The sequence below is a fragment of the Amycolatopsis sp. NPDC051128 genome (assembly GCF_040682715.1).
Classification (GTDB): Bacteria; Actinomycetota; Actinomycetes; order Mycobacteriales; family Pseudonocardiaceae; genus Amycolatopsis.
Window position 1 is genome coordinate 107,199 of sequence record NZ_JBFBBN010000025.1, and the last position, 20,835, is coordinate 128,033.

At 72.3% G+C, this 20,835-nt stretch carries 24 protein-coding genes; 8 read left to right on the plus strand and 16 right to left on the minus strand.

Annotated elements, in window-relative coordinates; all coding sequences use genetic code 11:
- Positions 1–478: 478 nt before the first annotated feature.
- Together AB0M82_RS24650 and AB0M82_RS24655 are read right to left on the minus strand one after the other, a co-directional pair.
- Positions 479–2,461, minus strand: a complete 1,983-nt coding sequence (locus AB0M82_RS24650) for an amino acid transporter (protein ID WP_364726043.1) — start codon at positions 2,459–2,461, stop codon at positions 479–481.
- A gap of 120 nt (positions 2,462–2,581) precedes the next feature.
- Positions 2,582–3,514, minus strand: coding sequence for an NAD-dependent epimerase/dehydratase family protein (locus AB0M82_RS24655; protein WP_364726045.1), 933 nt, complete (start codon positions 3,512–3,514; stop codon positions 2,582–2,584).
- Between the two features lie 134 nt (positions 3,515–3,648).
- On the opposite strand from AB0M82_RS24655, the gene AB0M82_RS24660 reads away from it, so the two are divergent.
- Positions 3,649–4,329 (plus strand): TetR/AcrR family transcriptional regulator, encoded by a 681-nt coding sequence (locus AB0M82_RS24660; RefSeq protein WP_364726048.1) that lies wholly within the window; start codon positions 3,649–3,651, stop codon positions 4,327–4,329.
- A 7-nt stretch (positions 4,330–4,336) separates the two neighbouring features.
- Here the strand turns inward: AB0M82_RS24660 and AB0M82_RS24665 are convergent, their stop codons facing one another.
- The 4 genes from AB0M82_RS24665 to AB0M82_RS24680 are packed head-to-tail and all read right to left on the minus strand — an operon-like array spanning position 4,337 to position 6,699.
- Positions 4,337–4,663 (minus strand): hypothetical protein, encoded by a 327-nt coding sequence (locus tag AB0M82_RS24665; RefSeq protein ID WP_364726051.1) that lies wholly within the window; start codon positions 4,661–4,663, stop codon positions 4,337–4,339.
- Positions 4,650–5,039: a hypothetical protein gene (locus tag AB0M82_RS24670; protein ID WP_364726053.1), complete on the minus strand. Its 390-nt coding sequence runs from the start codon at positions 5,037–5,039 to the stop codon at positions 4,650–4,652. Before AB0M82_RS24670 ends, AB0M82_RS24665 begins: the two co-directional genes overlap by 14 nt.
- Positions 5,036–6,268, minus strand: coding sequence for a divalent metal cation transporter (locus AB0M82_RS24675; protein ID WP_364726056.1), 1,233 nt, complete (start codon positions 6,266–6,268; stop codon positions 5,036–5,038). The genes AB0M82_RS24670 and AB0M82_RS24675 overlap by 4 nt, the downstream gene beginning before the upstream one ends.
- Positions 6,265–6,699, minus strand: coding sequence for a hypothetical protein (locus AB0M82_RS24680; RefSeq protein WP_364726059.1), 435 nt, complete (start codon positions 6,697–6,699; stop codon positions 6,265–6,267). The genes AB0M82_RS24675 and AB0M82_RS24680 overlap by 4 nt, the downstream gene beginning before the upstream one ends.
- A 102-nt stretch (positions 6,700–6,801) precedes the next feature.
- Here AB0M82_RS24680 and AB0M82_RS24685 point away from each other — a divergent pair, with 102 nt between their 5' ends.
- Positions 6,802–7,359: a phosphatase PAP2 family protein gene (locus AB0M82_RS24685; RefSeq protein ID WP_364726062.1), complete on the plus strand. Its 558-nt coding sequence runs from the start codon at positions 6,802–6,804 to the stop codon at positions 7,357–7,359.
- Here AB0M82_RS24685 and AB0M82_RS24690 read toward each other — a convergent pair.
- From AB0M82_RS24690 to AB0M82_RS24705, 4 genes are read right to left on the minus strand one after another with little or no spacing between them, the layout of a single operon-like run.
- Positions 7,290–8,246 (minus strand): anti-sigma factor RsbA family regulatory protein, encoded by a 957-nt coding sequence (locus AB0M82_RS24690; RefSeq protein ID WP_364726065.1) that lies wholly within the window; start codon positions 8,244–8,246, stop codon positions 7,290–7,292. The genes AB0M82_RS24685 and AB0M82_RS24690 overlap by 70 nt on opposite strands.
- Entirely contained in the window at positions 8,243–9,334 is a 1,092-nt protein-coding gene (locus AB0M82_RS24695; RefSeq protein ID WP_364726068.1) for an SDR family oxidoreductase, read from the minus strand. The genes AB0M82_RS24690 and AB0M82_RS24695 overlap by 4 nt, the downstream gene beginning before the upstream one ends.
- A 31-nt stretch (positions 9,335–9,365) precedes the next feature.
- On the minus strand, positions 9,366–11,159 hold the full coding sequence (locus AB0M82_RS24700; protein ID WP_364726071.1) for a thiamine pyrophosphate-requiring protein: 1,794 nt from the start codon (positions 11,157–11,159) through the stop codon (positions 9,366–9,368).
- Positions 11,140–11,511 carry a DUF6292 family protein gene (locus tag AB0M82_RS24705; RefSeq protein WP_364726074.1) on the minus strand — a complete coding sequence of 124 codons (372 nt, stop codon included), beginning with the start codon at positions 11,509–11,511 and terminating at the stop codon, positions 11,140–11,142. Before AB0M82_RS24705 ends, AB0M82_RS24700 begins: the two co-directional genes overlap by 20 nt.
- 144 nt (positions 11,512–11,655) lie before the next feature.
- Between AB0M82_RS24705 and AB0M82_RS24710 the strand changes: the two genes are divergently transcribed.
- The gene (locus tag AB0M82_RS24710) at positions 11,656–12,138 is read left to right on the plus strand and encodes a DUF6098 family protein (RefSeq protein ID WP_364726077.1); all 483 of its coding nucleotides are present in this window, start codon (positions 11,656–11,658) and stop codon (positions 12,136–12,138) included.
- 150 nt (positions 12,139–12,288) lie between these two features.
- On the opposite strand, the gene AB0M82_RS24715 is transcribed toward AB0M82_RS24710, so the two are convergent.
- From AB0M82_RS24715 to AB0M82_RS24730, 4 genes are read right to left on the minus strand one after another with little or no spacing between them, the layout of a single operon-like run.
- Entirely contained in the window at positions 12,289–12,660 is a 372-nt protein-coding gene (locus tag AB0M82_RS24715; protein ID WP_364726080.1) for a VOC family protein, read from the minus strand.
- A complete protein-coding gene (locus tag AB0M82_RS24720) occupies positions 12,657–13,421 on the minus strand; it encodes a MarR family transcriptional regulator (RefSeq protein WP_364726083.1) in 765 nt (254 codons plus the stop codon). The genes AB0M82_RS24715 and AB0M82_RS24720 overlap by 4 nt, the downstream gene beginning before the upstream one ends.
- A 32-nt stretch (positions 13,422–13,453) precedes the next feature.
- Positions 13,454–13,588 (minus strand): hypothetical protein, encoded by a 135-nt coding sequence (locus AB0M82_RS24725; RefSeq protein ID WP_364726085.1) that lies wholly within the window; start codon positions 13,586–13,588, stop codon positions 13,454–13,456.
- Positions 13,585–14,772, minus strand: coding sequence for an oxygenase MpaB family protein (locus AB0M82_RS24730; protein ID WP_364726088.1), 1,188 nt, complete (start codon positions 14,770–14,772; stop codon positions 13,585–13,587). Before AB0M82_RS24730 ends, AB0M82_RS24725 begins: the two co-directional genes overlap by 4 nt.
- A 136-nt stretch (positions 14,773–14,908) precedes the next feature.
- Here AB0M82_RS24730 and AB0M82_RS24735 point away from each other — a divergent pair, with 136 nt between their 5' ends.
- The 4 genes from AB0M82_RS24735 (at position 14,909) to AB0M82_RS24750 (ending at position 19,174) form a co-directional block, all read left to right on the plus strand.
- Positions 14,909–15,574 carry a helix-turn-helix domain-containing protein gene (locus tag AB0M82_RS24735; protein WP_364726091.1) on the plus strand — a complete coding sequence of 222 codons (666 nt, stop codon included), beginning with the start codon at positions 14,909–14,911 and terminating at the stop codon, positions 15,572–15,574.
- Positions 15,575–15,842: 268 nt separating this feature from the next.
- On the plus strand, positions 15,843–17,087 hold the full coding sequence (locus tag AB0M82_RS24740) for an MFS transporter (protein ID WP_364726094.1): 1,245 nt from the start codon (positions 15,843–15,845) through the stop codon (positions 17,085–17,087).
- A gap of 263 nt (positions 17,088–17,350) precedes the next feature.
- Complete coding sequence (locus AB0M82_RS24745) at positions 17,351–18,616, plus strand: GGDEF domain-containing protein (protein ID WP_364726097.1); 1,266 nt, start codon at positions 17,351–17,353, stop codon at positions 18,614–18,616.
- A gap of 417 nt (positions 18,617–19,033) precedes the next feature.
- Complete coding sequence (locus tag AB0M82_RS24750; RefSeq protein ID WP_364726101.1) at positions 19,034–19,174, plus strand: hypothetical protein; 141 nt, start codon at positions 19,034–19,036, stop codon at positions 19,172–19,174.
- A 182-nt stretch (positions 19,175–19,356) separates the two neighbouring features.
- On the opposite strand, the gene AB0M82_RS24755 is transcribed toward AB0M82_RS24750, so the two are convergent.
- Entirely contained in the window at positions 19,357–19,485 is a 129-nt protein-coding gene (locus AB0M82_RS24755; protein WP_364726104.1) for a hypothetical protein, read from the minus strand.
- Positions 19,486–19,593: 108 nt separating this feature from the next.
- Positions 19,594–20,016, minus strand: a complete 423-nt coding sequence (locus AB0M82_RS24760; RefSeq protein WP_364726107.1) for an HTH domain-containing protein — start codon at positions 20,014–20,016, stop codon at positions 19,594–19,596.
- 74 nt (positions 20,017–20,090) lie between these two features.
- Here AB0M82_RS24760 and AB0M82_RS24765 point away from each other — a divergent pair, with 74 nt between their 5' ends.
- A complete protein-coding gene (locus AB0M82_RS24765) occupies positions 20,091–20,711 on the plus strand; it encodes a GNAT family N-acetyltransferase (protein WP_364726110.1) in 621 nt (206 codons plus the stop codon).
- Positions 20,712–20,835 lie beyond the last annotated feature (124 nt).

Here is a 20,835-nt window from a genome sequence, read left to right on the forward strand (position 1 = left end):
AACGTCACCGCTGGGACCCCTTCAACTGATCGGTCCCAGCACGCTGACGCCGCTGGTCACTGCCCGGAGCCCCGTTCACAGATCGGCTCCGGCCACCTGACCGGTCCTGCCACTGCATTACCTGAACTGCATTACCTGAACTGCATTACACGAACAACTGCACACTGCTGATCTTCGCGGGCGCACCTGCTCCGCCCGCGTCCTGCACTTCCGCTTCGGGACCGGTACTACTGCGTCTTCACCACATCGGTCCTGAAGTACTGCTCCCGGTCACCAGCCGGAACCTGTTCCTTGATCGGCTCCGCCCTGCCTGACCGCCTTGTCTCACTTCGCGGGTAGTTACGTTCTCTCCCGCGCCTGCTTGACGTTGTCTCTCTCGGTACAAAGAGAAGACTACACACACACGCCGGGGAATGTCTACTCCGGTCGGCATAGATTTTCTGGGCTCACCCGGACGTGGCCGCCCGGGCCCGCCGCATCAGCCGCCGACGTGGATTCCGGGTCGGCGGGCCGGGTCCGGCTCGCTGCTGCGGATGATTTCGCGGACGACCGGCGGGGTGTCGCCGCGGCCGAGGATGAGGTACCGGAACAGGTGCCCGAGCGGGTTGCCTTCGGACCATTCGAAGTGGCACTGGGGCCGGACCCCGGTCACGTCGCGCAGCGCGAGCAGGATCGCGGCGATCGCGTTGGGCGCCGCGGGACTGTTCGCCCGCAGGACCCGGTGCCCGTCGACGTCGACGCCGCGGACCTGGAGCACGTTGCTGAACTCCGACGGGTCCACGACGTCGATTTCGAGGAAGAGGATGTCGGCCGCGCCGGGGACGGGGTTCATCCCGCGCTGTTCGGCCTCCTTGGCGGAGTACTCCGCGTCGTCCCCGCCCTGGCGGCGGTTGGCGACGATGTTCAGCGCGCCGTCGTGGGCCAGCGAATCGGTGATGAACCGGCGGGCGGGCTCGTCGAACTCGATGCGCTCGGCGCGCAGTTCCGTCGTCCGCGAAACCCGCGAAACCAGGGAGACGACGATGATCCCGAGGATGAACAGGGCCGAGATGGCGATCCCGTCGGGCTTTTCGATGACGTTCTCGACGAGGGCGTACAGCAGGACGAGGGTCAGCACGACGAAGCCCGCCGCGGCGCCGCGCTGGCGCCGCCGGATCGCCGAGATGCTGACCGCGACCGAGCCCGAGACCATCATGGCGAGGATCCCGGTCGCGTAGGCCCCGGCCTGGGCGTTGACGTCGGCGCCGAACGCGATCGTGATGAGGACGCTGATCACCGTGTAGACGATCACGACCGGCCGCACGGCGCGGCCCCATTCGGGGGCCATCCCGTAGGAGGGCAGGTACCGCGGGACGATGTTGATCAGCCCGGCCATCGCCGAGGCGCCGGCGAACCACAGGATGAGGACGCTGCTGATGTCGTAGGCGGTCCCGAAGATCTCGCCCAGCTCGTGGTGGGCGAGGTAGGCCATGGCCCGGCCGTTGGCCTCGCCGCCTTCCTTGAACGCGTCGGCCGGGATCAGCACGGTGGTGATGAAACTCGTCGCGATCAGGAACACCGACATGACGAGCGCGGCGGCGGTCAGCAGCTTCCGCGTGTTGCGGATCCGGGACTCCAGCCGCTCCTCCGCGGTTTCGCCCTTGGCCGCGACCAGCGGCATCATGCTGACCCCGGTCTCGAAGCCGGACAGGCCCAGCACCAGCAGCGGGAACGCGATCACGGCCGGGCCGATCACCCCGGTGAACCCGCCGCCGCCGGCGGTCAGCGCGTCGGCCCAGCGGGAAAGGTCCTCGGAGCCGGCGAACAGGTCGATCCCACCGGCGACCACGACCACGGCGTTGAGCGCCAGGAAGATCGCGACGAGCGGGATGGCGACCCCGACCGCCTCGCTGAAGCCCAGCAGGAACACCCCGCCGAGGATCAGCAGCAGGACGACGGTGATCAGCACGGCGTGGCCGTGCAGGAAGCCCGGCAGGTACGGGTTTTCGAGCATGTGCACGGTCGCGTCCGCCGACGACAGGGTGATCGTGATGATCCACGAGGTCGCGACGAACCCGAGCAGGGTGAGGACGAAGAGCTTGCCTCGCCAGAACGGCAGCAGGTTCTCCAGCATCGCCACCGAGCCCTGCCCGTGCGGGCTCTCGCGGGCCACCCGGCGGTACATCGGCAGCATGCCCAGCAGCGTCAGCGCGACGATCAGCAGGGTCGCCAGCGGCGACAGCGCCCCGGCGGCGAGCGCGGCGATGCCGGGCAGGTAGGAGAGGGTGGAGAAGTAGTCGACGCCGGTCAGGCACATGACCTTCCACCACGCCTGCGGCTTGCCGTGGTCTTCGCCGCCCGCCCGGCCGACCGGAGCCACCCGGTGCTCCAGCAGCCACCGGGCCACGCCGGAGGCCGGCGGCTTCGGCGGCACCGGGCTCGCCACACTCTCCGGCACGGTCACTTCGGGTGAAGCACTCATCGTCGTCCCTCTCGTCCCCGACACAACGGTGCCAAGAATGCCCGACGGCGTCCGAGGGCCTGGCCGCAGACCCTCGAACGACCGCCGCACGCGGGCTGAGGTTCCCGGAGAGGACGTCGTTCAGCGCGGGGCGGGCTCGCGCAGGCCCTCGATCGTCTCCCGCAGCGCTTCGTCGGTCGGCGTCGGCTCGATCCCGAAGGCGGCCGTCGCGGCGGAGGAGTCGAGGACGAACGGCCGCCGCAGCTGGTACTGCATCTCGACCATGGCCCGCGCGGCCGGGTTGAAGAGCCCGGCCAGGCGGAGGGCGAAGGCGGGCATCGTGGTGACGCGGGCCGCCGGTGCCCCCGCCAGTTCGGCGGCGCGCTCGGCGAGCCGGCGCAGCGGCACCGCCGGCGCGGTCGGCACGTGCCACGCCCGGCCCCAGGCCCGTTCGTCGGCCGCGACCGCGACCAGGGTGCGGGCGACGTCACCGACGTGGGTCCAGCTGTGCGGGGCGTCCGGGTCGGCCGGCGCCGACGCGGCTTTGCCGGCGAGCACTTTGGGCAGGACCAGCACGCTGAACGGCGACACCGCGCCCGCGCCGAGGTAGTCGGACCCGCGCACCTCGGCCGTCCGGATCCGCCCGGCTTCGTGGGCGGCCAGCGCGTCGGCCCACAGCCGGGCCCGCACCTGCCCCTTCACCGAGTTGGGCCGCGCGGGCAGCTGTTCGGTGATCGGGCCGTCGACGGCGCCGTAGCCGTAGAGGTTGCCGGTGGTGACGAGCACGGCGCCGCTGACTTCGGCGGCCCGCAGGAGCGCGGCGCCGAGCGGCGGCCAGTCGGTGGCCCAGCGGTGGTAGGCGGGTCCCGCGCAGCTGTACAGCGCGACGGCGCCTTCGGCGTGCCGCGCGAGCGCGGTGGCATCGGTGGCGTCCGCCGCGACGCGCTCGACGCCGTCGAGCTGCGGGCCGCCGCCGCTGCGGCTGACCAGGCGGACCGTTTCGCCTGCGGAGGCGAGCGAACGAGCGGTGGCCGTGCCGACCGGACCGGCGCCGACGATGACGTGCAGGGACATGGGAGTAGCCTCTTTCCACCCAGGAGAGAACACTGTTCTCTGATAAGAACACCGTACTGGGCCGCCCGGGTGGTCGTCAAGAACACTGTTCTCGTCGAGTTCGGGTGTTCTCGAAACTGTGCGACACTGGGGCCATGTCCGCCTCGTCGTTGCGCGCCCGGGTCCGCTCGGAGATGCACCAGGAGATCAAGGAAGTCGCCCGGCGGCACCTCGCCGCGGAGGGCGCGAACCTGTCCCTGCGCGCCGTCGCCAGAGACATGGGAATCGTCCCTTCGGCGCTGTACCGGTACTTCCCGGGCCGCGACGCCCTGCTGACCGCGTTGATCGTCGACGCCTACGAAGGGCTGGGTGCCGCGGCGACCGACGCCGAAGCGGCGGTCCCGCGCGAGGACCTGCGCGGCCGGTGGTTCGCCGTGTGCCGCGCGGTGCGGTCCTGGGCACTCGCGCATCCCGCCGAATACGGCCTGATCTACGGAAACCCCGTGCCCGGCTACGTCGCCCCGCAGGAAACCGTGGTCCCGGCGGCGAAGGTGGTCCTCCTGCTCGCGGCCGTCGGGCGGGACATACCGGGTGACGCGCTCCCGGCCGGGCCGCCGGTGCCCGAGCCCGTCCGCGCCGATCTGCGGCGCCTGATCGACGAACGGCCCGGCGACCTGCCGGAGGAACGGCTGGACCGGGTGTTCGCCGCGTGGACGCACCTGTTCGGCCTGGTCAGCTTCGAGGTCTTCGGCCGGCTCGACACCATCATCGTGGCGCGCGCCGAATACTTCGAGCACCACGTGGCCCTGCTGGCCGATCTGGCCGGCCTGCCGTGAGGCGGGCTCAGGGCCGGCTGAGCGGGGCCAGCTCGGCGAACGGCCGCCGGACCCGGACCTCGGGACCGGACAGGTCGAGGTCTTCCCAGGCGACGTAGCGGCTGTGCCGGTGCAGGCGGCGGATGAGCGCCACGAGCGGGGCGGGGCCGCGCTGGTCGTGGCGCTGGTAGCCGAAGAGGCGGACGCGGGTGCGGCCGACGATCACCCCGCGCACCACGAGTTCGGGCAGCCCGTCGCCGCGTGGCGTCGCCTCCGCCCGGATGTCCCGGATCGCCCCGAGGTCGCGGCCCGTGACGTCGCGGACGCGGCGCCCGATCAGCTCACCGGCTCGCATGGCCCGCTCCGGGGATCCGGCCGATGACCTTGCGGCGCAGCCAGTCCTCGGACGGGCTGCCGGTGGCCTCGGCGATGGCGGTGGTCACGACGATCGTCGGTTCGAACCGGCGGATGGCGTTCATCGGGATCCGTTGCGGCGCCTGGGCGCGGAACCCGCGGCCGATCCGCCGCAGCAGTTTCCCGATCGGGCCGTCGATGCGGTCCGCGAGTGCCTCCGGGCCGACGAGCAGCGCGTCGACGACGAGAGTCCCGCCCTCGGCGCGGAGCTCGAGGTCGTCCACCTTGCCCACGACGGTGCCGTCTTCGCCGATGATCTGCCGATCGAGCAGCGAGTCGCCCAGGTCGATCGCGTCGACGTCGGTCCACGGGTTCATTGGCCGGCTCCGGTGAAGATCAGCAGCGGGATCGCCGCCACCGCCGCGACGGCGATGACGACGAGCATGACGACGCCGACGACGTTGCTGAAGCGCCCGTTGGCGTGCTTGCCCAGGTATTCGCGGTCGTTGGCGACGATGAGCACCGGCAGGTAGGTCAGCGGCAGCGCCACCGCCGAGAAGATCAGCGAGATCTCGGTGAGGCCGACCGGGTCGATGCCGGTCTGCACCACCAGCACCGCGAGCAGCAGGCCGGCGCCGACGGTGACGTGGAACCGGGCGGCGTTGCGCGGCGCGCGGCGCTTGCCCCATTCCCAGCCGAAGTACTGGGCCAGCATGTACCCCGACGACAGCCCGGTCTCCAGCGCCGCGCCGAACGTGGCGGCGAAGATGCCGATCAGGACGATCACCAGGCCCGCCGTCCCCAGCGCGAGCGTCACCGGCAGCACGATCTGGCTGACCTGGCTGACGTCGACGCCCGCCGGGAACAGCACGACCGCGGAGCACGCCATCACGGCAAGGGCGAGCAGGCCGCCGAGGGGGAACCCGAGCAGCACGTTGGCGCGCTGCACCGACAGGTCCTTGACGGTCCAGCCCTCTTCGACACCGCCGGAGGAGAAGAAGAACACCTCGTACGGCGTCATCGCGGAGGCGAACAGCGCGACCGCGTGGTAGGCGTAGGTCGGCAGCGCCTGGTCGGGCGGCGGCGCGAACCCGGCGGCCTGCGCGCCGAGCGACGACCAGTCGGGGTGCAGGAAGAACACCGCGACGGCGAACACCCCGATCGCGAGACCGCCGAGGCCGAAGCCGGTTTCCATCTTCTCGAAGCCGACCCGCCACACCACCAGCCAGATGAGCACGCCGATCGGCAGGACCCAGACGAGCCGGTCCACCCCGGACGCCAGCTCGATGACGATCGCGACGCCGCCGATCTCCGCGCACACGGTCAGCAGCGTGATGAGGAACGACCCGGCGAGGTTGAGCAGCGCCATGCGCGGGCCGAGGCGCTCGCGGATCAGGTCGAACACCGGCCGCCCGGACACCGCGACGACCCGCCCGGACATGTCGGCGTAGACGCAGATCCCGAGCACGCCGACGACGGTCACCCAGACCATGGCCATCCCGTAGCGGGCGCCCACGACGCCGCTTTCGACGAGGTCGCCGATGTCGACGAAACCGCCGACCGCGGTGAGGATCCCGAGGGTGACGGCGAGGACGCGCTTGTTCACGACGACACGCCCCACTGGGCGAGTTCGCCGATCAGGCCCTGCAGCTCGGCGTCGATCCGGTCGAGCCCGGCGTCGGTGCCGTCGCCGAGGCCGTCGTCGAGCCGGTGGGCCAGCACGACCCCGCGGTCGGCGATCGACGCCAGCGCCGCGCGGGCGCGGTCGTCGGTCAGCTCGCCGACGTCCTGGCCGGCGGAGCCGAGTTCGTCGGCGGCGTCGCGGACCGTGATCGACAGGCTGGGCACCGGCGGCACCGAGTCGCGGTCGGCGGTCACCACGAGTCGCAGGAGTTCGAGCTGGCCCCGGATTTCGCGCCCGGCGTGCACGGTTTCGGCCTGGGGGTCCGTTCCGCACCCCGCCGCCGGCACCGCCAGCATCGCCACAGCGACCAAGGCGGTCGTCGCGCGGATTCGAGCCGGCCGCGTCACACGCACGCAGGGCAGATACCCGGCCGGCGCGCGCGCAAACATCATCCCGGTCCGCCACGGTGGACAGACGCGTGATTGAACCGGGCCCGTCCCGGGCAATCGGTGGCCATGTCGAGCGAAGCACCCATTCGGGGGGATGAGGGCCCGGACGACAACGACCTTCCCGTCACCCGGCCGGCGTGGCCGGTCACGGCCGTCAGCGCGGTTTCGCGCGGCGGCCTGCTCTGGCTCGTCGTGGCCGGGGCGCTGGCCGCCCGCCCCGGTCCCCGGCGGCGGGCGGCGGGCCGCGGTCTCGTGGCGGGCGCGGCCGGAATGGCGCTCGGGCACGGCGTCAAGGCGCTCGTCCGGCGGAGGCGGCCGCCGGCGCGGCAGCTCCCGGCCCGCCAGGCGCTGCACGACCAGCCGTCGTCTTCGGCGTTCCCGTCGACGCACGCGACGACGGCCGCGGCGTTCACGGTCGCCGTCGCGCTCACCGCTCCGGCCGCGGGGGCGGCGGTCGCGCCGCTGGCGGCCTTCGTGTGCTACACCCGGCTCCGGACCCGGGCGCACTGGCCGACGGACGTGTACGGCGGCGTCGCGCTCGGCGCCGCCGCCGGCTACCTCGTGTGCCGCCCGGACCGGGCGCGGAAGTACGCCCGGATGGTCGTGCCATCGCTGCCGGTGTGAACGCGGACGAGGTCGGCGAGGTGGTTGACGAGCAGGAGCCCGCGGCCGCGGGGCTGGTGGAGCGTCGCGGGGCGACGGCCGGCGAGGGGGTCGGTGAGCTTGCCCCGGTCGTGGACCTCGCAGGTGAACTCGCCGTCGTCGTCCCACAACCGGACGGTGCCGGACCCGCTGCCGTGTTCGACGCTGTTGGAGAGCAGCTCGGTCACGACCACTTCGACGTCGGCGGCCTGCTCTTCGGACAGCCCGCAGCGGATCGCGCGGACGTGGGCCAGCGCGCGGGCCGCGGCGAGGTCCGTGGTGTCCGTCAGCTCGAAGACGCCGTCCGGGGTCGCCAACGGCCGGTTGTACCGGTCGACGACCTCGCCGGGGGCGTAGGCGGGGCTGGTGCGCCGGCCGGCGCCGTCGATCAGGACGGGGTGGGTGGCCTCGGCGTCGGCCAGGACGTCCGGGGTGAGCGTCTCGACGTCGTAGGGGCACAGGATCGTCACGTCCCGGCCGGCGAAGGCCAGGTTGATCAGCGCCTCGTGCTGGACGCACGCCGGGTACTCGACGGCCGACCGCGCCGCCCAGATCGGCTCGCCGATGATCCGCACCGGCCCGTCCACGTGGGCGTCGGCGAAAGCCCGCAGCACGCCGGGGATGATCCGCCCGGGGTTGCGCCCGGCCTCGGTCATGTCGAGCAGCCGCACCCGGCCGGCGTCCGCGCCGAGCTCCCGCCGCAGCAGGTCCAGGTTGCGGCCGGGCACCGCGACCGCGACCGGCTCGTCCGCGGCCAGCCCGCCCCACACGAAGGGCACGGTCCCCGCCAGGTACTCGGCGTCGCCGCGGTAGAACAGCGCTGGGTGCACGAAGGGATCGGCTGGGCAGGCGTCCGCGGTCACGCTCAAGTCGCCTCCTCTTCGGGCGGGAACCCCCTCCAGTATGCGCGACGGCCTAACCGGATCGGGTGACCCCTCCGGGCCCGCGACGGCCGGGCCCGGCGCCACGCCGCCAGCGCCGCCGCGGCGAGCGCGCCCCCGCCGGCGGCGAGGAGGCCGTGGTGCCGGCTGCCCCACAGCTGGAAGCTGCGCGGGGTGGACTTGGCGTCGAACTCGCCGTGGGCGCCGTGGTCGCGCGCCTGGTCGGCCGGTTCCCACAGGTTCGACGGACGGCCGGCCGGTTCGTCCTCGCCGGTCTGCTGGGACCGGTAGCCGGTCTTGGCGAGGTAGCGGTCCAGGATCCCGGGCGCGACGGCGTTCGCGAGGAGCGTGCCGACGGTGCTGCCGCCGACCCAGTACTCGCGCCGGCGCGGGTGGCCGGCGGCGTGCAGCACGGCGCGGGCGGCGACCTCCGGCTGGTAGATCGGCGGCACCGGCTGCGCGTGGTGCGGCAGCTTGGACCGGACCCAGGAGAACTGCGGCGTGTTGACGGCGGGCAGCTGCACCATCGTGGTGCGGACGTGGCTGCCTTCGTGCAGGAGCTCGCAGCGCAGGGCTTCGTTGAAGCCCTGGATGGCGTGCTTCGCGCCGCAGTACGCGCTCTGCAGCGGAATCCCGCGGTAGGCGAGTGCGGAGCCGACCTGCACCACGGTGCCGTGGTCCCGCGGTTTCATCCGCCGCAGGGCGGCCATGGTGCCGTGCACGTAGCCGAGGTAGCTGACCTCGGTCACCCGGCGGAACTCGTCGGGTTCGATCTCGCCGAACGGCGCGAACACCGACGTGAAGGCGACGTTCACCCACACGTCGATCGGGCCGAGCTCCTTCTCCGCCAGAGCGGCCGCGGCTTCGACTTGGTCGAAGTCGGCGACGTCGGTGGGGATCGCCAGGGCGGTGCCGCCGTCCCGGGTGATGTCTTCGGCCGCGGCGGCGAGGCCTTTCTCGCCCCGGGCCAGCAGCGCGACGCGGGCTCGCCGGGCGCCGAAGGCCCGGGCGACCGCGCGGCCGACGCCGCCGCTGGCCCCGGTCACGACGACGACCTGGGCGTCCGTTCCGGTCATGACCGCCTCCGTTCCCCGGCGCGCCGCGTCATCAGTTCTTCCTGCCCGGCAGGAACTCCTGCAGCTTCGTCTTGACGCCCTGCGCGACCAGGTGGAACGCGTCCGGATCGCCCTTCAGCACCGCCTGGGCGGCGGACTTCGCCTGCTCGAAGGTCGCGTGCGGCGGGATCGGCGGCACCTCCGGGTCGCAGCGGACGTCGAGCACGGCCGGCTTGCCCGCCGTCAGCACGGTTTCCCACGCCGACGCGAGCTGGTCCGGCTTGTCGACCGTGACCGCGGTGAGGCCGAGGGAGAGCGCGAAGCCGGCGTAGTCGACGTCCGGCAGGCTCTGGGATTCCTCGAACTTCGGCGCGCCACCCATCGCGCGCAGCTCCCAGGTGACCTGGTTCAGGTCGTTGTTGTGGAAGACGCAGATCACGCAGGTCGGGTCGCTCCAGAGGGCGTGGTACCGCGCGATGGTGATCAGCTCGGCGAGGCCGTTCATCTGCATGGCGCCGTCGCCGACGAGGGCGATGACCGGGCGGTCGGGGCAGGCGAACTTGGCGCCGATGGCGTACGGGACGCCGGGGCCCATCGTGGCCAGCGTGCCCGACAGCGATCCGCGCATCTCCCCGCGCATGCGGAGGTTGCGGGCGTACCAGTTGGTGGACGAGCCGGAGTCCGCGGTGACGATGGCGTTGTCCGGGATCCGCCGCGACAGCTCGGACACGACGGCCATCGGGTTCACCGGCTCCGCGCCGACGGCGGCTTCGCGCTCCACGGTTTCCCACCAGGAAGCGACGTTCTTCTCGATCGTCTCGCGCCACGACCGGCTTGGTTTGCCCGTCAGCTTCGGCAGCAGCGCGCGCAGGGTGACCGCGCTGTCGCCGACGAGGTTGACCTCGGTCGGGTAGCGCATCCCGATGAGGCGGCCGTCGAGGTCGATCTGCACCGCGCGCGCCTGGCCGAACTCGGGCAGGAACTGGCTGTACGGGAAGTTGGAACCGACGATCAGCAGGGTGTCGCAGTCGCGCATCAGCTCGTAGCTCGGCCGGGTGCCGAGCAAGCCGATCGAGCCGGTCACGTACGGCAGCTCGTCGGACAGGACGTCCTTGCCCAGCAACGCCTTCGCGACACCGGCGCCGGTGACCTCCGCGACCTGGCGAACCTCTTCGGCCGCGCCGCGCGCGCCCTGCCCGACCAGGATGGCGACCTTCTCCCCGGCGTTGAGCACCTCGGCCGCGGCGTCGATGTCCCGCTCGGGCGGGACCGGCCGGGACCACGCCGTGCCCGGCGGGCTGGACGGCACCTGCTTGAACGCGTGCCGCGGCGGGGAGTACTCCTCCTCCTGCAGGTCCGCGGGGATGATCAGGGCGGTCGGGCAGCGGGACGACTCGGCCGTCCGGATCGCCCGGTCGAGGGCGTTCGGCAGCTGCTCGGCGACGTTGACCTCGACGAGGTATTCGCTCGCGACGTCCTTGAACAGCGCCTGCAGGTCGACTTCCTGCTGGTAGCTGCCGCCCATCGCGCTGCGCGCGGTCTGCCCGACGATCGCCACGACCGGGACGTGGTCGAGTTTCGCGTCGTAGAGCCCGTTGAGCAGGTGGATCGCGCCCGGGCCCGAGGTGGCCATGCAGACGCCGACCTTGCCGCTGAACTTCGCGAACCCGACCGCCGCGAACGCGGCCATCTCCTCGTGCCGGGTCTGCACGAACCGCGGCTGGTCGTCCGCCTTGCCGAACGCGGCGACGAGGCCGTTGATCCCGTCGCCCGGATAGGCGAAGACCTGTTCCACCCCCCACTCACGCAGGCGCTGGAGCAGGTAGTCACCGACTGTCTGGGCCATGAGAACTCCTCTTGCCGTCCGGGGGCGGTGCCAGTTCGGTGAGCGCCTCCCGCACCCGGCGGGCCACCACCGCGGGCTGCGGCCAGGCCGGTTCGGGCCAGCGGACCAGGACCGACGGCGCCTCCGCACCGTCGGGTTCCAGCGCCAGGCTCCACCCGGCGCCGGCGGTCCACTGCAGCATCAGGAACCGGCCCTCGTGCCGCGCGGACCGATCGGCCAGTGCGACGTAGGCGGTCGACGGGCTGCCGTACTCGCTCCACGACGCGGCGGGCTCGACGCGCAGCAGCTCGGCGACGGCCTCGACGTAGTCGCGCAGGGCCGCGGCGTCGGCGTGCCCGGGATCCGGTTCCACCGGTGCGGACGCCTCCTTCCGTGGTCGCCGGCTCGACGCTCACCCATTCGCTGTACCCGCTTTCCCGGCCCGCTGAACCGGCCCTGGCCGGCCTTCGCCCCGCGACGCTCGTTTACCGGTCCGGCCCGCGGGTACCGGCTGGTCATGCTGCCCACGGTCAAGGATCTCGCCGAGCTGACCCGGCTCTTCGAAGCCGAAGACGACGGCGACCTGTACGTGCGCTGGTCCCACGGCCCGGGGGCCGACCTCGGCGACACGGAGTCGAGCCGGGACGGGCTGACCGGCATCGCGCTGCCCGGGCTGTCGGCGAACTCGCTGCGCCGGGAGCCGTGGTGGCGCGACCGCTCGGTCCGGTTGTGGCTGGCCCGCCGCCTCTACGACTACGAGCACCTGCGCGACCTGCGCGGCCCCGGCGTCCGGCCCTGGGTCCTGCGCGGCCGCGAAATCGCCCGCGGCCCGGACAACGAGCCGCTGGTGGTCGACGCCGAACCCCTGGCCTGGGTGGCCGACGAGGTCCTCCACGAGGCCCGCCGGCTGGTCGACGAACAGGGCTCCGGCGAGTGGGGACCGATGGACCGCCGGAGTTCGCCTGCCGCTGACGGCCGGCCGCCACGCGGGAACAACTGACAAACCATTCCGGCGATGATCGACTTCGTTACCGGATTCGCCGGGCCTGTCCTCCGGCTCCGGTGCAAGCGGCGACCGGTGGAACACCTGAACCCCCGTCTGTCCATTGAGGACGGGCACGGGAAGGCCCGAATGCGCGGTCTTGAGTCCTCACCGGGCGGGCTGGAACAGCTTGACCAGGTTGCCCGCGGGATCCGCCAGGAGGATCTGCCGTCCACCGGGACCGGCGACGACTTCGCCGCGGAAGGCCACCCCGGCGTCGGTCAGGCGCTTGATCTCGGCGTCGAGGTCGGGGACCACGAGGTGGATGCGGTTGCGCCCGGCGGCCGACGCGTCCTCGGGGGTGGCGCGGGCGCCGGAGCTGGCGGGGCCGGAGAGCAGGAGCCGCAGCGGGCCGCGGACGACGTCGGCGAAGGCGGGCGCGGCACTCATGCGCACCGTGAAGCCGAGGTGGGTGGTGTAGAAGGCGATGGCCGCCGGGACGTCGTCGACGACGTACCGGACGCTGGCGTGCTCAGTCATGGCTGGACCTCCTTGTCTTGAGCCACTGCCTCTTGTGCCACTGCGAGATCCGGCAGCAGGTGCCGGACGCGGGTGTCGATCTCGGCCGCGGTCAGCCGGAACGCGCGGTCGCCGGGATCGCGCGCCGCCGCCGGGTCGGGGATGCTCCAGTGGCGGCGCCGCGGGTGGTGCGGAAATTCGGGGCAGGCCTCGCGAGCCTTGTCGCACAAGGTGATCACGTGGTCGAACCGGCGACCGGCGAGCGTGTCCAGGTGCCGCGGCCGCTGCCCGGCGAGGTCGATGCCGAACTCGTCGCGCAGCACCCGCACGGCGGCGGGGTGCAGGGCGGCCTTGGGCCGGCTGCCGACGCTGGTCACCGTTACCGTCCCGCCCGTGCGCCGGCGCAGCAACGCTTCGGCGACGGGGGAGCGGGCGCTGTTGCCGGTGCAGACGAACAGCACGGCGATCCGCGGGGACGGTGGTGGTGGCGGTTCCTGACGCAGCGCCGGGTGCAGCGCCGCGCCGGTCTCGGCCAGCGCGGCGGCGCAGCGGTCGAGATCCAGGTGGTAGTAGCTGTCCCGGCCGTCGTGGCTGCTGCGCGTGGCGGTGACGAGCCCGCCGTCGCGCAGCAGCCGCAGGTGGTAGGAGACCAGGTTCTGCGGCTGGCCGGCGTGGTCCACCAGTTCACGGACCCGCAGGTCGCTGCCGGCGAGGGCCGCCAGCAGCGACCACCGCAGCGGGTGCGCGGCGAGCCGGACGAACGCGGGTGGCTCGGATGCCATTCCCGGAGAATACATCAAATCAGTTTGATGGACTAGCGAGCCGTGCCCGGCGTCGGGACCTGGCTGACCGGGGCGGTGGTGCGGGCGCTCTTCGGGCCGCGGACGCGCCAGGCGAGGGGCGAGCCCGCGGCACCGCGAGCGAAGACGGCCGGGGTCTGAGCACTCACCCGGGCCGGTTGACCGTCGGGATCTCGATGTTCACCGGTTTTCCTTCGGACAGGTAGAACATCAGCAGCTTGCGGATGGCTTCGTCGAGGGTCCAGGCGATCGGCGGGATCAGGGGCAGCGGGATGAGCTTCTCGCGCAGCGCCACGAACTGCGGGAAACCCGTGCGGATCAGCGGGTCCCAGACCGGTTCCCGGGGGACCTCCACCCAGTCGGCGACCCGGTCGCCGGCCACGTAGCGCGTCAACGCGTTCAGCAGCGGCCGCGCGAGGGGCGCGCCGGGGCCCGCGGCCTGGCTGGCCATCGTCAGGAGCGTGTCGGCCAGGGAAACGCCCTCCGGCGTCGGTCCCATGACCGGGTCCAGGATCTGCCGGGACTGGGCTTCGGCCGCGTCCCAGGTCGCCGGGATGTACTCGTCGAGGACGCCGAGCATGTGCGCGTTCACCTGCCACAGGTGCAGGAACGCGGCGGACTCCGCGGCGCTCACCGGGACGCGCCATTCGGTCAGCTTGCGCATGACGAAGGTGGGGAGGCTGTGCCAGGTGATCAGGATTTCGTGCTGGCTGATCGGAATCCGCCCGCCGCCGGTCCCGGACCAGCCGGGCGACTGCGGCAGCAGATGCCGGACCGCGGCGTGCACCAGCCGCGTCTTGACCGCGGTCACCATGATGTGGCCGTCGGGCTGGTAGGCGTTCAGCTCGTGGAGGTCGACGCCGAGCTTCGTCGTCTTCGCGACGCGGTCCTTCATCTCCGCGCCGCCCTTGGAGTAGTAGACGGCGCGGGCTTCGCCGGGGATGGCGGTGCTCATCATCCCGCTGCCCAGGCCGTAGCCCAGCAGGAGATAGGTGCCTTTGGTCTTCGTGAAGCCGGCCGCCCGCTCCAGCTTCGCGCGGTCGGCCCACGCCGGCAGCAGGCGCGCCCGCTCGATGAACGCCCGCAGGTCTTCTGGCAGTCCCGCCGGCAACGGCTGGTCGTTGCGCGTCCAGGTCCTCAGCAGCTCGTTGACGCGGGGCACCACGCCCCGTTCGAACAGGGAAGCCACCAGGGGATCGGCCTCGGCGTCCCACACCCAGCGGGGATCGGCGCCCGTTCCCGCGCCGGCGACCGAGCCACCCGGACCCCACGTCCAGGCGGCCAGCGCCCCGGCACCCGCGATCAGCATCTTCCGCCGGCTGAGTCCGTCCATGCGCTGAGCTCCTCTTCGAGTCTCGGATGATACGGTGATACGCCAGGCGTAATCGCGTATCTCGCCCAAGGAGAGCACAATGCGAGCCGACGGGCCAGGACCAAACGGGGCTTTATCGGTTCAAGGGGGAGTGCGGGTGGACCCGGTACGATCCGGCGGGATGCCGCCGGGCCCGGAAACACTGCTGGAACGCGCGCTCGCCGAGGCCGTCGACCGCGTCGACGACCACGACGAGATGACCGGCCGCGTCCTCGACGGCGCCTACGAACAGTTCTGCCGCATGGGCATCCGGCGCTCCACGATGGAAGACGTCGCCAGGCGCGCCGGGGTTTCCCGGATCACGGTCTACCGGCGCTTCGCCACGAAGGACGCCTTGGTCGAACACGTGGTGCGGCGCGAGTTCCGCCGGTACTTCGACCGGTTCCTCGTCGACATCGAAGAGGCCAGGACCGCCGCCGACCGGGTCGTGCTGGGCTTCGTCAGCGCGTTGCGGGCGATCCGGCACAACCGCCTCATCGGCGGGCTGATGGCGGCCGAGCCGGACGTGCTGGTTCCCTCCATGATCGGCGACGGCGGCCGGACCCTCGCCGCGGTGCAGCGGTTCGTCGCGGGCCAGCTGCACCGCGAACAGGCGGCCGGGAACGTCGCCGCCGAGGTGGACGTGGAGCTGGTGGCCGAGCTGATGGCCCGCGTTTCCGCCTCGTTCCTGGTCATCCCGAGCGAGGTCGTCGACCTCGACGACGACGACCAGCTGCGCGCGCTGGCCCGGAAGTTCCTCGTCCCGATGCTGGAGCCGAGCTAGCTCGCGACGACGAGGCGCACCAGTCCTGTGTGGACAATGGGATGCCGGTCGTCGTCGCGCGGGCCCGGGACCTCGGCATCACCGGAGACGAACCGGTCGACGGTCATCCGCACCGCGGAAGCTGTTCGACGGCACCGTTTTCCCCCGCTCCTGAGGAGCGGTCACGGCGGATCCCCCGCCGTACCCCTCGGGCGGTGGTGGACGACGACCGCAGGCGCTACCGTGAGCCCCTGAGTAAACGCTCTCGGTGACAGCCGGTGGGGTGGGGATGGCTGGTCGGCGCCTGGGCCGGACATGGTCCGCCTTCGCCGTGCGCGGCTTCCGCGTGGTGTGGCTGGCGGGCCTGCTGTCGGTGGCCGGGGACCAGCTGGCGCGGGTCGCGCTGTCGATCCTGGTGTTCCAGCGCACCGGGTCGGCCGCGCTGAGCGCGGCGGCGTACGCGCTGTCCATGCTGCCCGCCCTCGTGTCGGGGGCGTTGCTGTCGTGGCTGGCCGACCGGTACCCGCGGCGCCGGGTGATGGTGACGTGCGACGTCGTCCGCGCGGTGCTGGTCGCGGTGATGGCCGTGCCCGCGGTGCCGCTGGCGCTGATGGCCGCGTTGCTGGTGCTCGTCCAGCTGGCCGAGGCGCCGTTCTCGGCGGCGCAGGGCGCGGTCCTGCCGGACCTGCTGGGCGCCCGGTACGAGGCGGGCCAGGCGGTGCAGCAGGTCACCGTGCAGCTGTGCCTCGTGCTGGGGTTCGCGGTGGCCGCGTTCGTGGTCACCGGCCTCGGCGCGCACGCCGCGCTCGCGATCGACGCGGCCACCTTCGCCGCCTCGGCCGTGCTGATCCGAACCGGGCTCGACGCCCATCCGCCGCCGGTCGCGGAGGCCGGCGGCGGGGCGACATGGTGGCGGCGCTCCTGGCGCCAGGTCGCGGCGGGCGCGGAGGTCGTGCGCCGGGACCGCACCCTGGGGACGTTGGTGTGGCTGGGATGGTTGGCGTTGTTCACCGTCGTCCCCGAGGGGCTCGCGGTGCCGTTCGCCCGGCAGGTCGGCGCGGACGGCGGCTGGGTCGGCGTGCTCCTCGCGGCCGAGCCGGCCGGCGCCGTCGCCGGGGCGCTGCTGCTGCGCCTGGTCGCCCGGCCGGTGCGGGTGCGCGCGCTGGGCGTGCTCGCGATCGGGACGTCGGCCCCGCTGGTGGCCTACTGGACGCAACCGGACCTGGGCACGGCGTTGGCGCTGCTGTTCGTGTCCGGGCTGTGCTCGGCCTACCAGGTCACCGCCGGGGCGACGTTCGTCCAGCTGTCGCCCCCGCACGTGCGGGGGCGGACGCTCGGGTTCGCGCGGACCGGGATGGTCGCGGGGCAGGGACTCGGGATCGTGCTCGGCGGGGTGCTCGCGCAACTGGCCGGACCGGCGACGGCGATCGCCTGGGCGGGGACGGCGGGAGCGCTGGTCGCGCTCGCCGCGGCCGCGGTCTGGTCGCGTCGCCGTCCGGCCGCGATCTCGGCCGCTCTGCCGGCCGAGTCGTGAGCTCCCCGCTCGGGTGGGGTTACCAGCCCTTGTCGTTCATGGCGCGCTCCTTCCGTGGTGGGGGACTGGGGTCGAAGGTGAGGGTTCACCAGCCCTTGTCGCTCATCAAGCTCGCCTTCCGTCGGTTTTGCCGGATACCGGAATGGTCCCAGCCGCCCCGGCGGGTCGCGCCGCGGGGAAACAGCTGACATCCGACCGCAATCCGACTACCGTTGGCAAGCACGTGATTACGGCGTTGCTTGCGGGGTGGGGGAGGCGCTGCGATGAGCGGAGACGAGAGCACGCCGGGGGGCTGGCCACCGTCGCGGTGGAAGCTGTGGTCGTTGCCGGGACGCGTGCGGTTCCTGGTGCTGGGCGCCGATCTGGCGGCGCTGGGCGTGCTGGTGCTCGCTGCGCGGACGCCGCCCGCGCCACCGCAGTGGGCGGCGGCGGGCTGGCTCGCCGCGGCGGCGGTGCTGCACCTGCACGCGTCGCACCTCATCGAGCGACGGCGTCGCGACCGGACAGGCTCGCCCTACGTCGACCTGTGCAGCGTCTGGATCTTCGCCGGCGCGATGGCGCTGCCGCTGGCGCTCGAACTGGCGCTGGTGGCGGTGATCTACGGCCACCGGTGGGTGCTGGTCAACCGGTTCGACCCGGTCCGGCCGCCGCACCGCACCGTGTTCACCGCCGCGACGCTCGCTCTCGCCGCGGCCGCCGCGACCGTGGTGCTGCAGCTGGCCGGCGCCCAGCTCGGTGCCGGCGGGCCGCCGGGCTGGGGCGAACTGGCCGCCGTGGTCGCCGCCGCCGGGGTGCTGTGGACGGTCAACACCGTGCTCGTCGGCACGGTCATCGCCTGGACCGTCCCGCTCGAACACCCCGCGCAGGCACTGGGCAGCGCTTCGGACAACCTGCTGGAGATCAGCCAGCTGGCGCTCGGCGTGTTCGTGGCGCTCGCGCTGCTGTGGTGGCCGCCCGCGGCGCTGCTGATGATCCTCCCGACGTTCGCGCTGCACCAGTGCGTCCAGCTCGACGAGTTCAAGCTCGCCGCCCGCACCGACCAGCGCACCGGGCTGCTCAACGCGATCGCCTGGCAGGAACGGGCCGAGCACGCGCTCGAGCGCGCCCGCTCCACCCACGCCCGCGTCGGGGTGCTGATGATCGACCTCGACTGGTTCAAGCGCATCAACGACACCCACGGCCACCCGGTCGGCGACGACGTTCTCGCGGAGGTGGCGACCGTGCTCACCAGGACCGTCCGGCGCGGCGACACGGTCGGCCGGTACGGCGGGGAGGAGTTCGCCGTCCTGCTGCCCGACGTCGACGAGGAAGAAGTCCGCACGATCGCCGAGCGCATCCGGGTGCGGATCCGCGGGCTGCGGATCAGTGCGCCGACGGGGGAGCTGGTCACGCTGTCGGCCACGATCGGTGCGGCGCTTCACCCCGCGGTGGCGGAGAGCGATCTCGACGGGGTGATCCGGGCGGCGGACGACGCCCTCTACGCGGGCAAGAAAGCGGGCCGGGACCGGGTGGCCGTCGCCGGCCTCTGACGGGGGCGGCAAAGTCTCTTGGCGAGTGGTGGCTGTGAGGGGTTTCGTTGTCCCGAATGACTCATTCGGGACCTCGTTGTCCGGAATGAGTCATTCGCGACACCCCAGGCCGGGCAGCGAGCTGCGGCAGCGAGCTGTCATGCTGCCCGATTGGCCCGATTGGCCCGGTTTCAGGTGCTCGCCCAAGGTCGTGAATGTCGCATTGAGGGACATAGAGTCCCTCAATGTGCCATTCACGGCCTTCCGTTGACCGCTTGCGCGGCAGAGGAATCCTTAGCTACCCGGCCTTGGTCATTCGCGACACCAAGCCGAGTGGTGGGGCCGCCCAGATGCGGCGGAAAGCGACTTTGCCGGAACCCTGGGGGGATGCACCGAACCGGATGTTTGCCCCGGCGCCTGGTGCGGGCATCTGCTGGCATGGCTGAAGCGGGAATCACCGAAATGACGGGCCGGGCCGGGGCGATCGCGGCGCTGCGCCGCGTACTCCTCGCCTTCGGAGTCGGAGGTGCGCTGGGGTGCGTCGCCTGGCTGGCGTTCTGGCTGGCGATGCACGTCTAGGGCGTGTTTCTTGGATCTCGTTCGATGAGAGTCGGGGTCCAGGTGGTTCCTGGCGGTGCCGCGGGAACGCCCTCGTACCGGGTTGTACTCGGGCGATCCCGCGGTGCCGCCAGGCCTGGGCCCGGCCATCGCGAACACGGATCCGAGAAACACTCCCTAGCTGCCCCGGCCCGCGCCGACGGTCACTGGCAGGCTTCGCAGTCCGGGTCGTCGATGCGGCAGGCGGCGCCGTCGGTGAGCGGGAAGTCGAAGTCCTCCAGCACGGGCACGGCCGGCGCGGCGGTGGCTTCTTCCGGGGCGGTGGTGGACATGGCACTCCTTTGCGGGCTGACGGGTTCTCTTCTGGTGTAGCGCCGAAGATCGACCGGCATTCCGTGACGCGCGCCACAGTGATCGAAGTCGACATATCGATGGAACTTTCAGTGCGGGACACGCGTGGCCGGTGCGGAAAAGGCGGTGACCAGCTTTTCCAGTGCGCTGCAGGCGGTGGCGGAGGTGTAGGGGCCGAGGGCCACGAGTGACGCGACCAGGGCGGCGACCTCGCCCGCGCTGAAGGTCAGCGGCGGCACGCGGGACAGCATGGCGAGCCGGTAACCGCCGCCGGCGCCGCGTTTGACTTCGACCGGGATGCCCGCGGCCCGCAGGCGGGTGACGTCGCGCTCGACGGTGCGCACCGTCGTTCCCGTTCGCTCGGCCAGGACGCGGCCGGGCACGAACCGGGGTGCCCGCGCGCGCATCTCCTCGATCAAAGCGTGTTGCCGTTCGACCAGGGGCACCGCCTGGTGCAGCTGGGTCATTCCCGGGTGCCGGCCGGAACCGACCAGGCGCGGCGGGGCGGGCATCGCTCCCCCTTCCGCCGGCCGGAATCCCGAAAGCCGACATGGCTTTGTCGTGAATGCGATCCTAACGTGATCCCATGTCCAGCCCCGCAGACCAGCGATCGTTCGAAGTCCGTCCTGTCGACGCCACGTGCTTCGACGACCTGGCGGTGATCCTCAACCCCGGCGGGAAGGAGCGCGCCTGCTGGTGCCTCGCCCACCGGGTCACGTCGGCCGAGTACAACGCCTTGCGAGGTGAGCAGCGAGCCGAGCGGATCCGGGGCTTCTGCGCCGAACGCCCCGCGCCTGGCGTGCTCGCCTACGCGGGGGACACGCCGGCCGGGTGGTGCGGAGTCTCGCCGCGGTCGCGGTTCGAGCGACTGAAGCGGTCACGGACGATCCCCACGCTCGACGACCAGCCGGTGTGGAGCATCGTCTGTTTCGTCGTCGCGTCGCCGTTCCGGGGGCGCGGGGTGGCGAAAGCCCTGATGGACGGGGCGATCGGCTACGCGCGCTCGCAGGGCGCGCCGGCCGTCGAGGGCTACCCGGTGGACACCGAGGGTGCGCGGATCGGCCCGACCGCCGCGCACGCGGGCACGACCGCGTTGTTCGAGGAGGCCGGCTTCCGCCGGATGGAGCCGACACAGTCTCGCGTCGACGGCCGGATCCGGTGGCTCATGCGGCTCGACCTCAGCCGGCCAGAGCTTCGAGATCGGTGACGAACTCCGTGATCGGCGGCTCTGCCGCGCAATCGGTCAACGGAAGGCCGTGAATGGCACATTGAGGGACTCTACGCTCGCCGCGCTCCAGCAGCGTCCGCACGGGCCGCCCGCGCGTGACCTC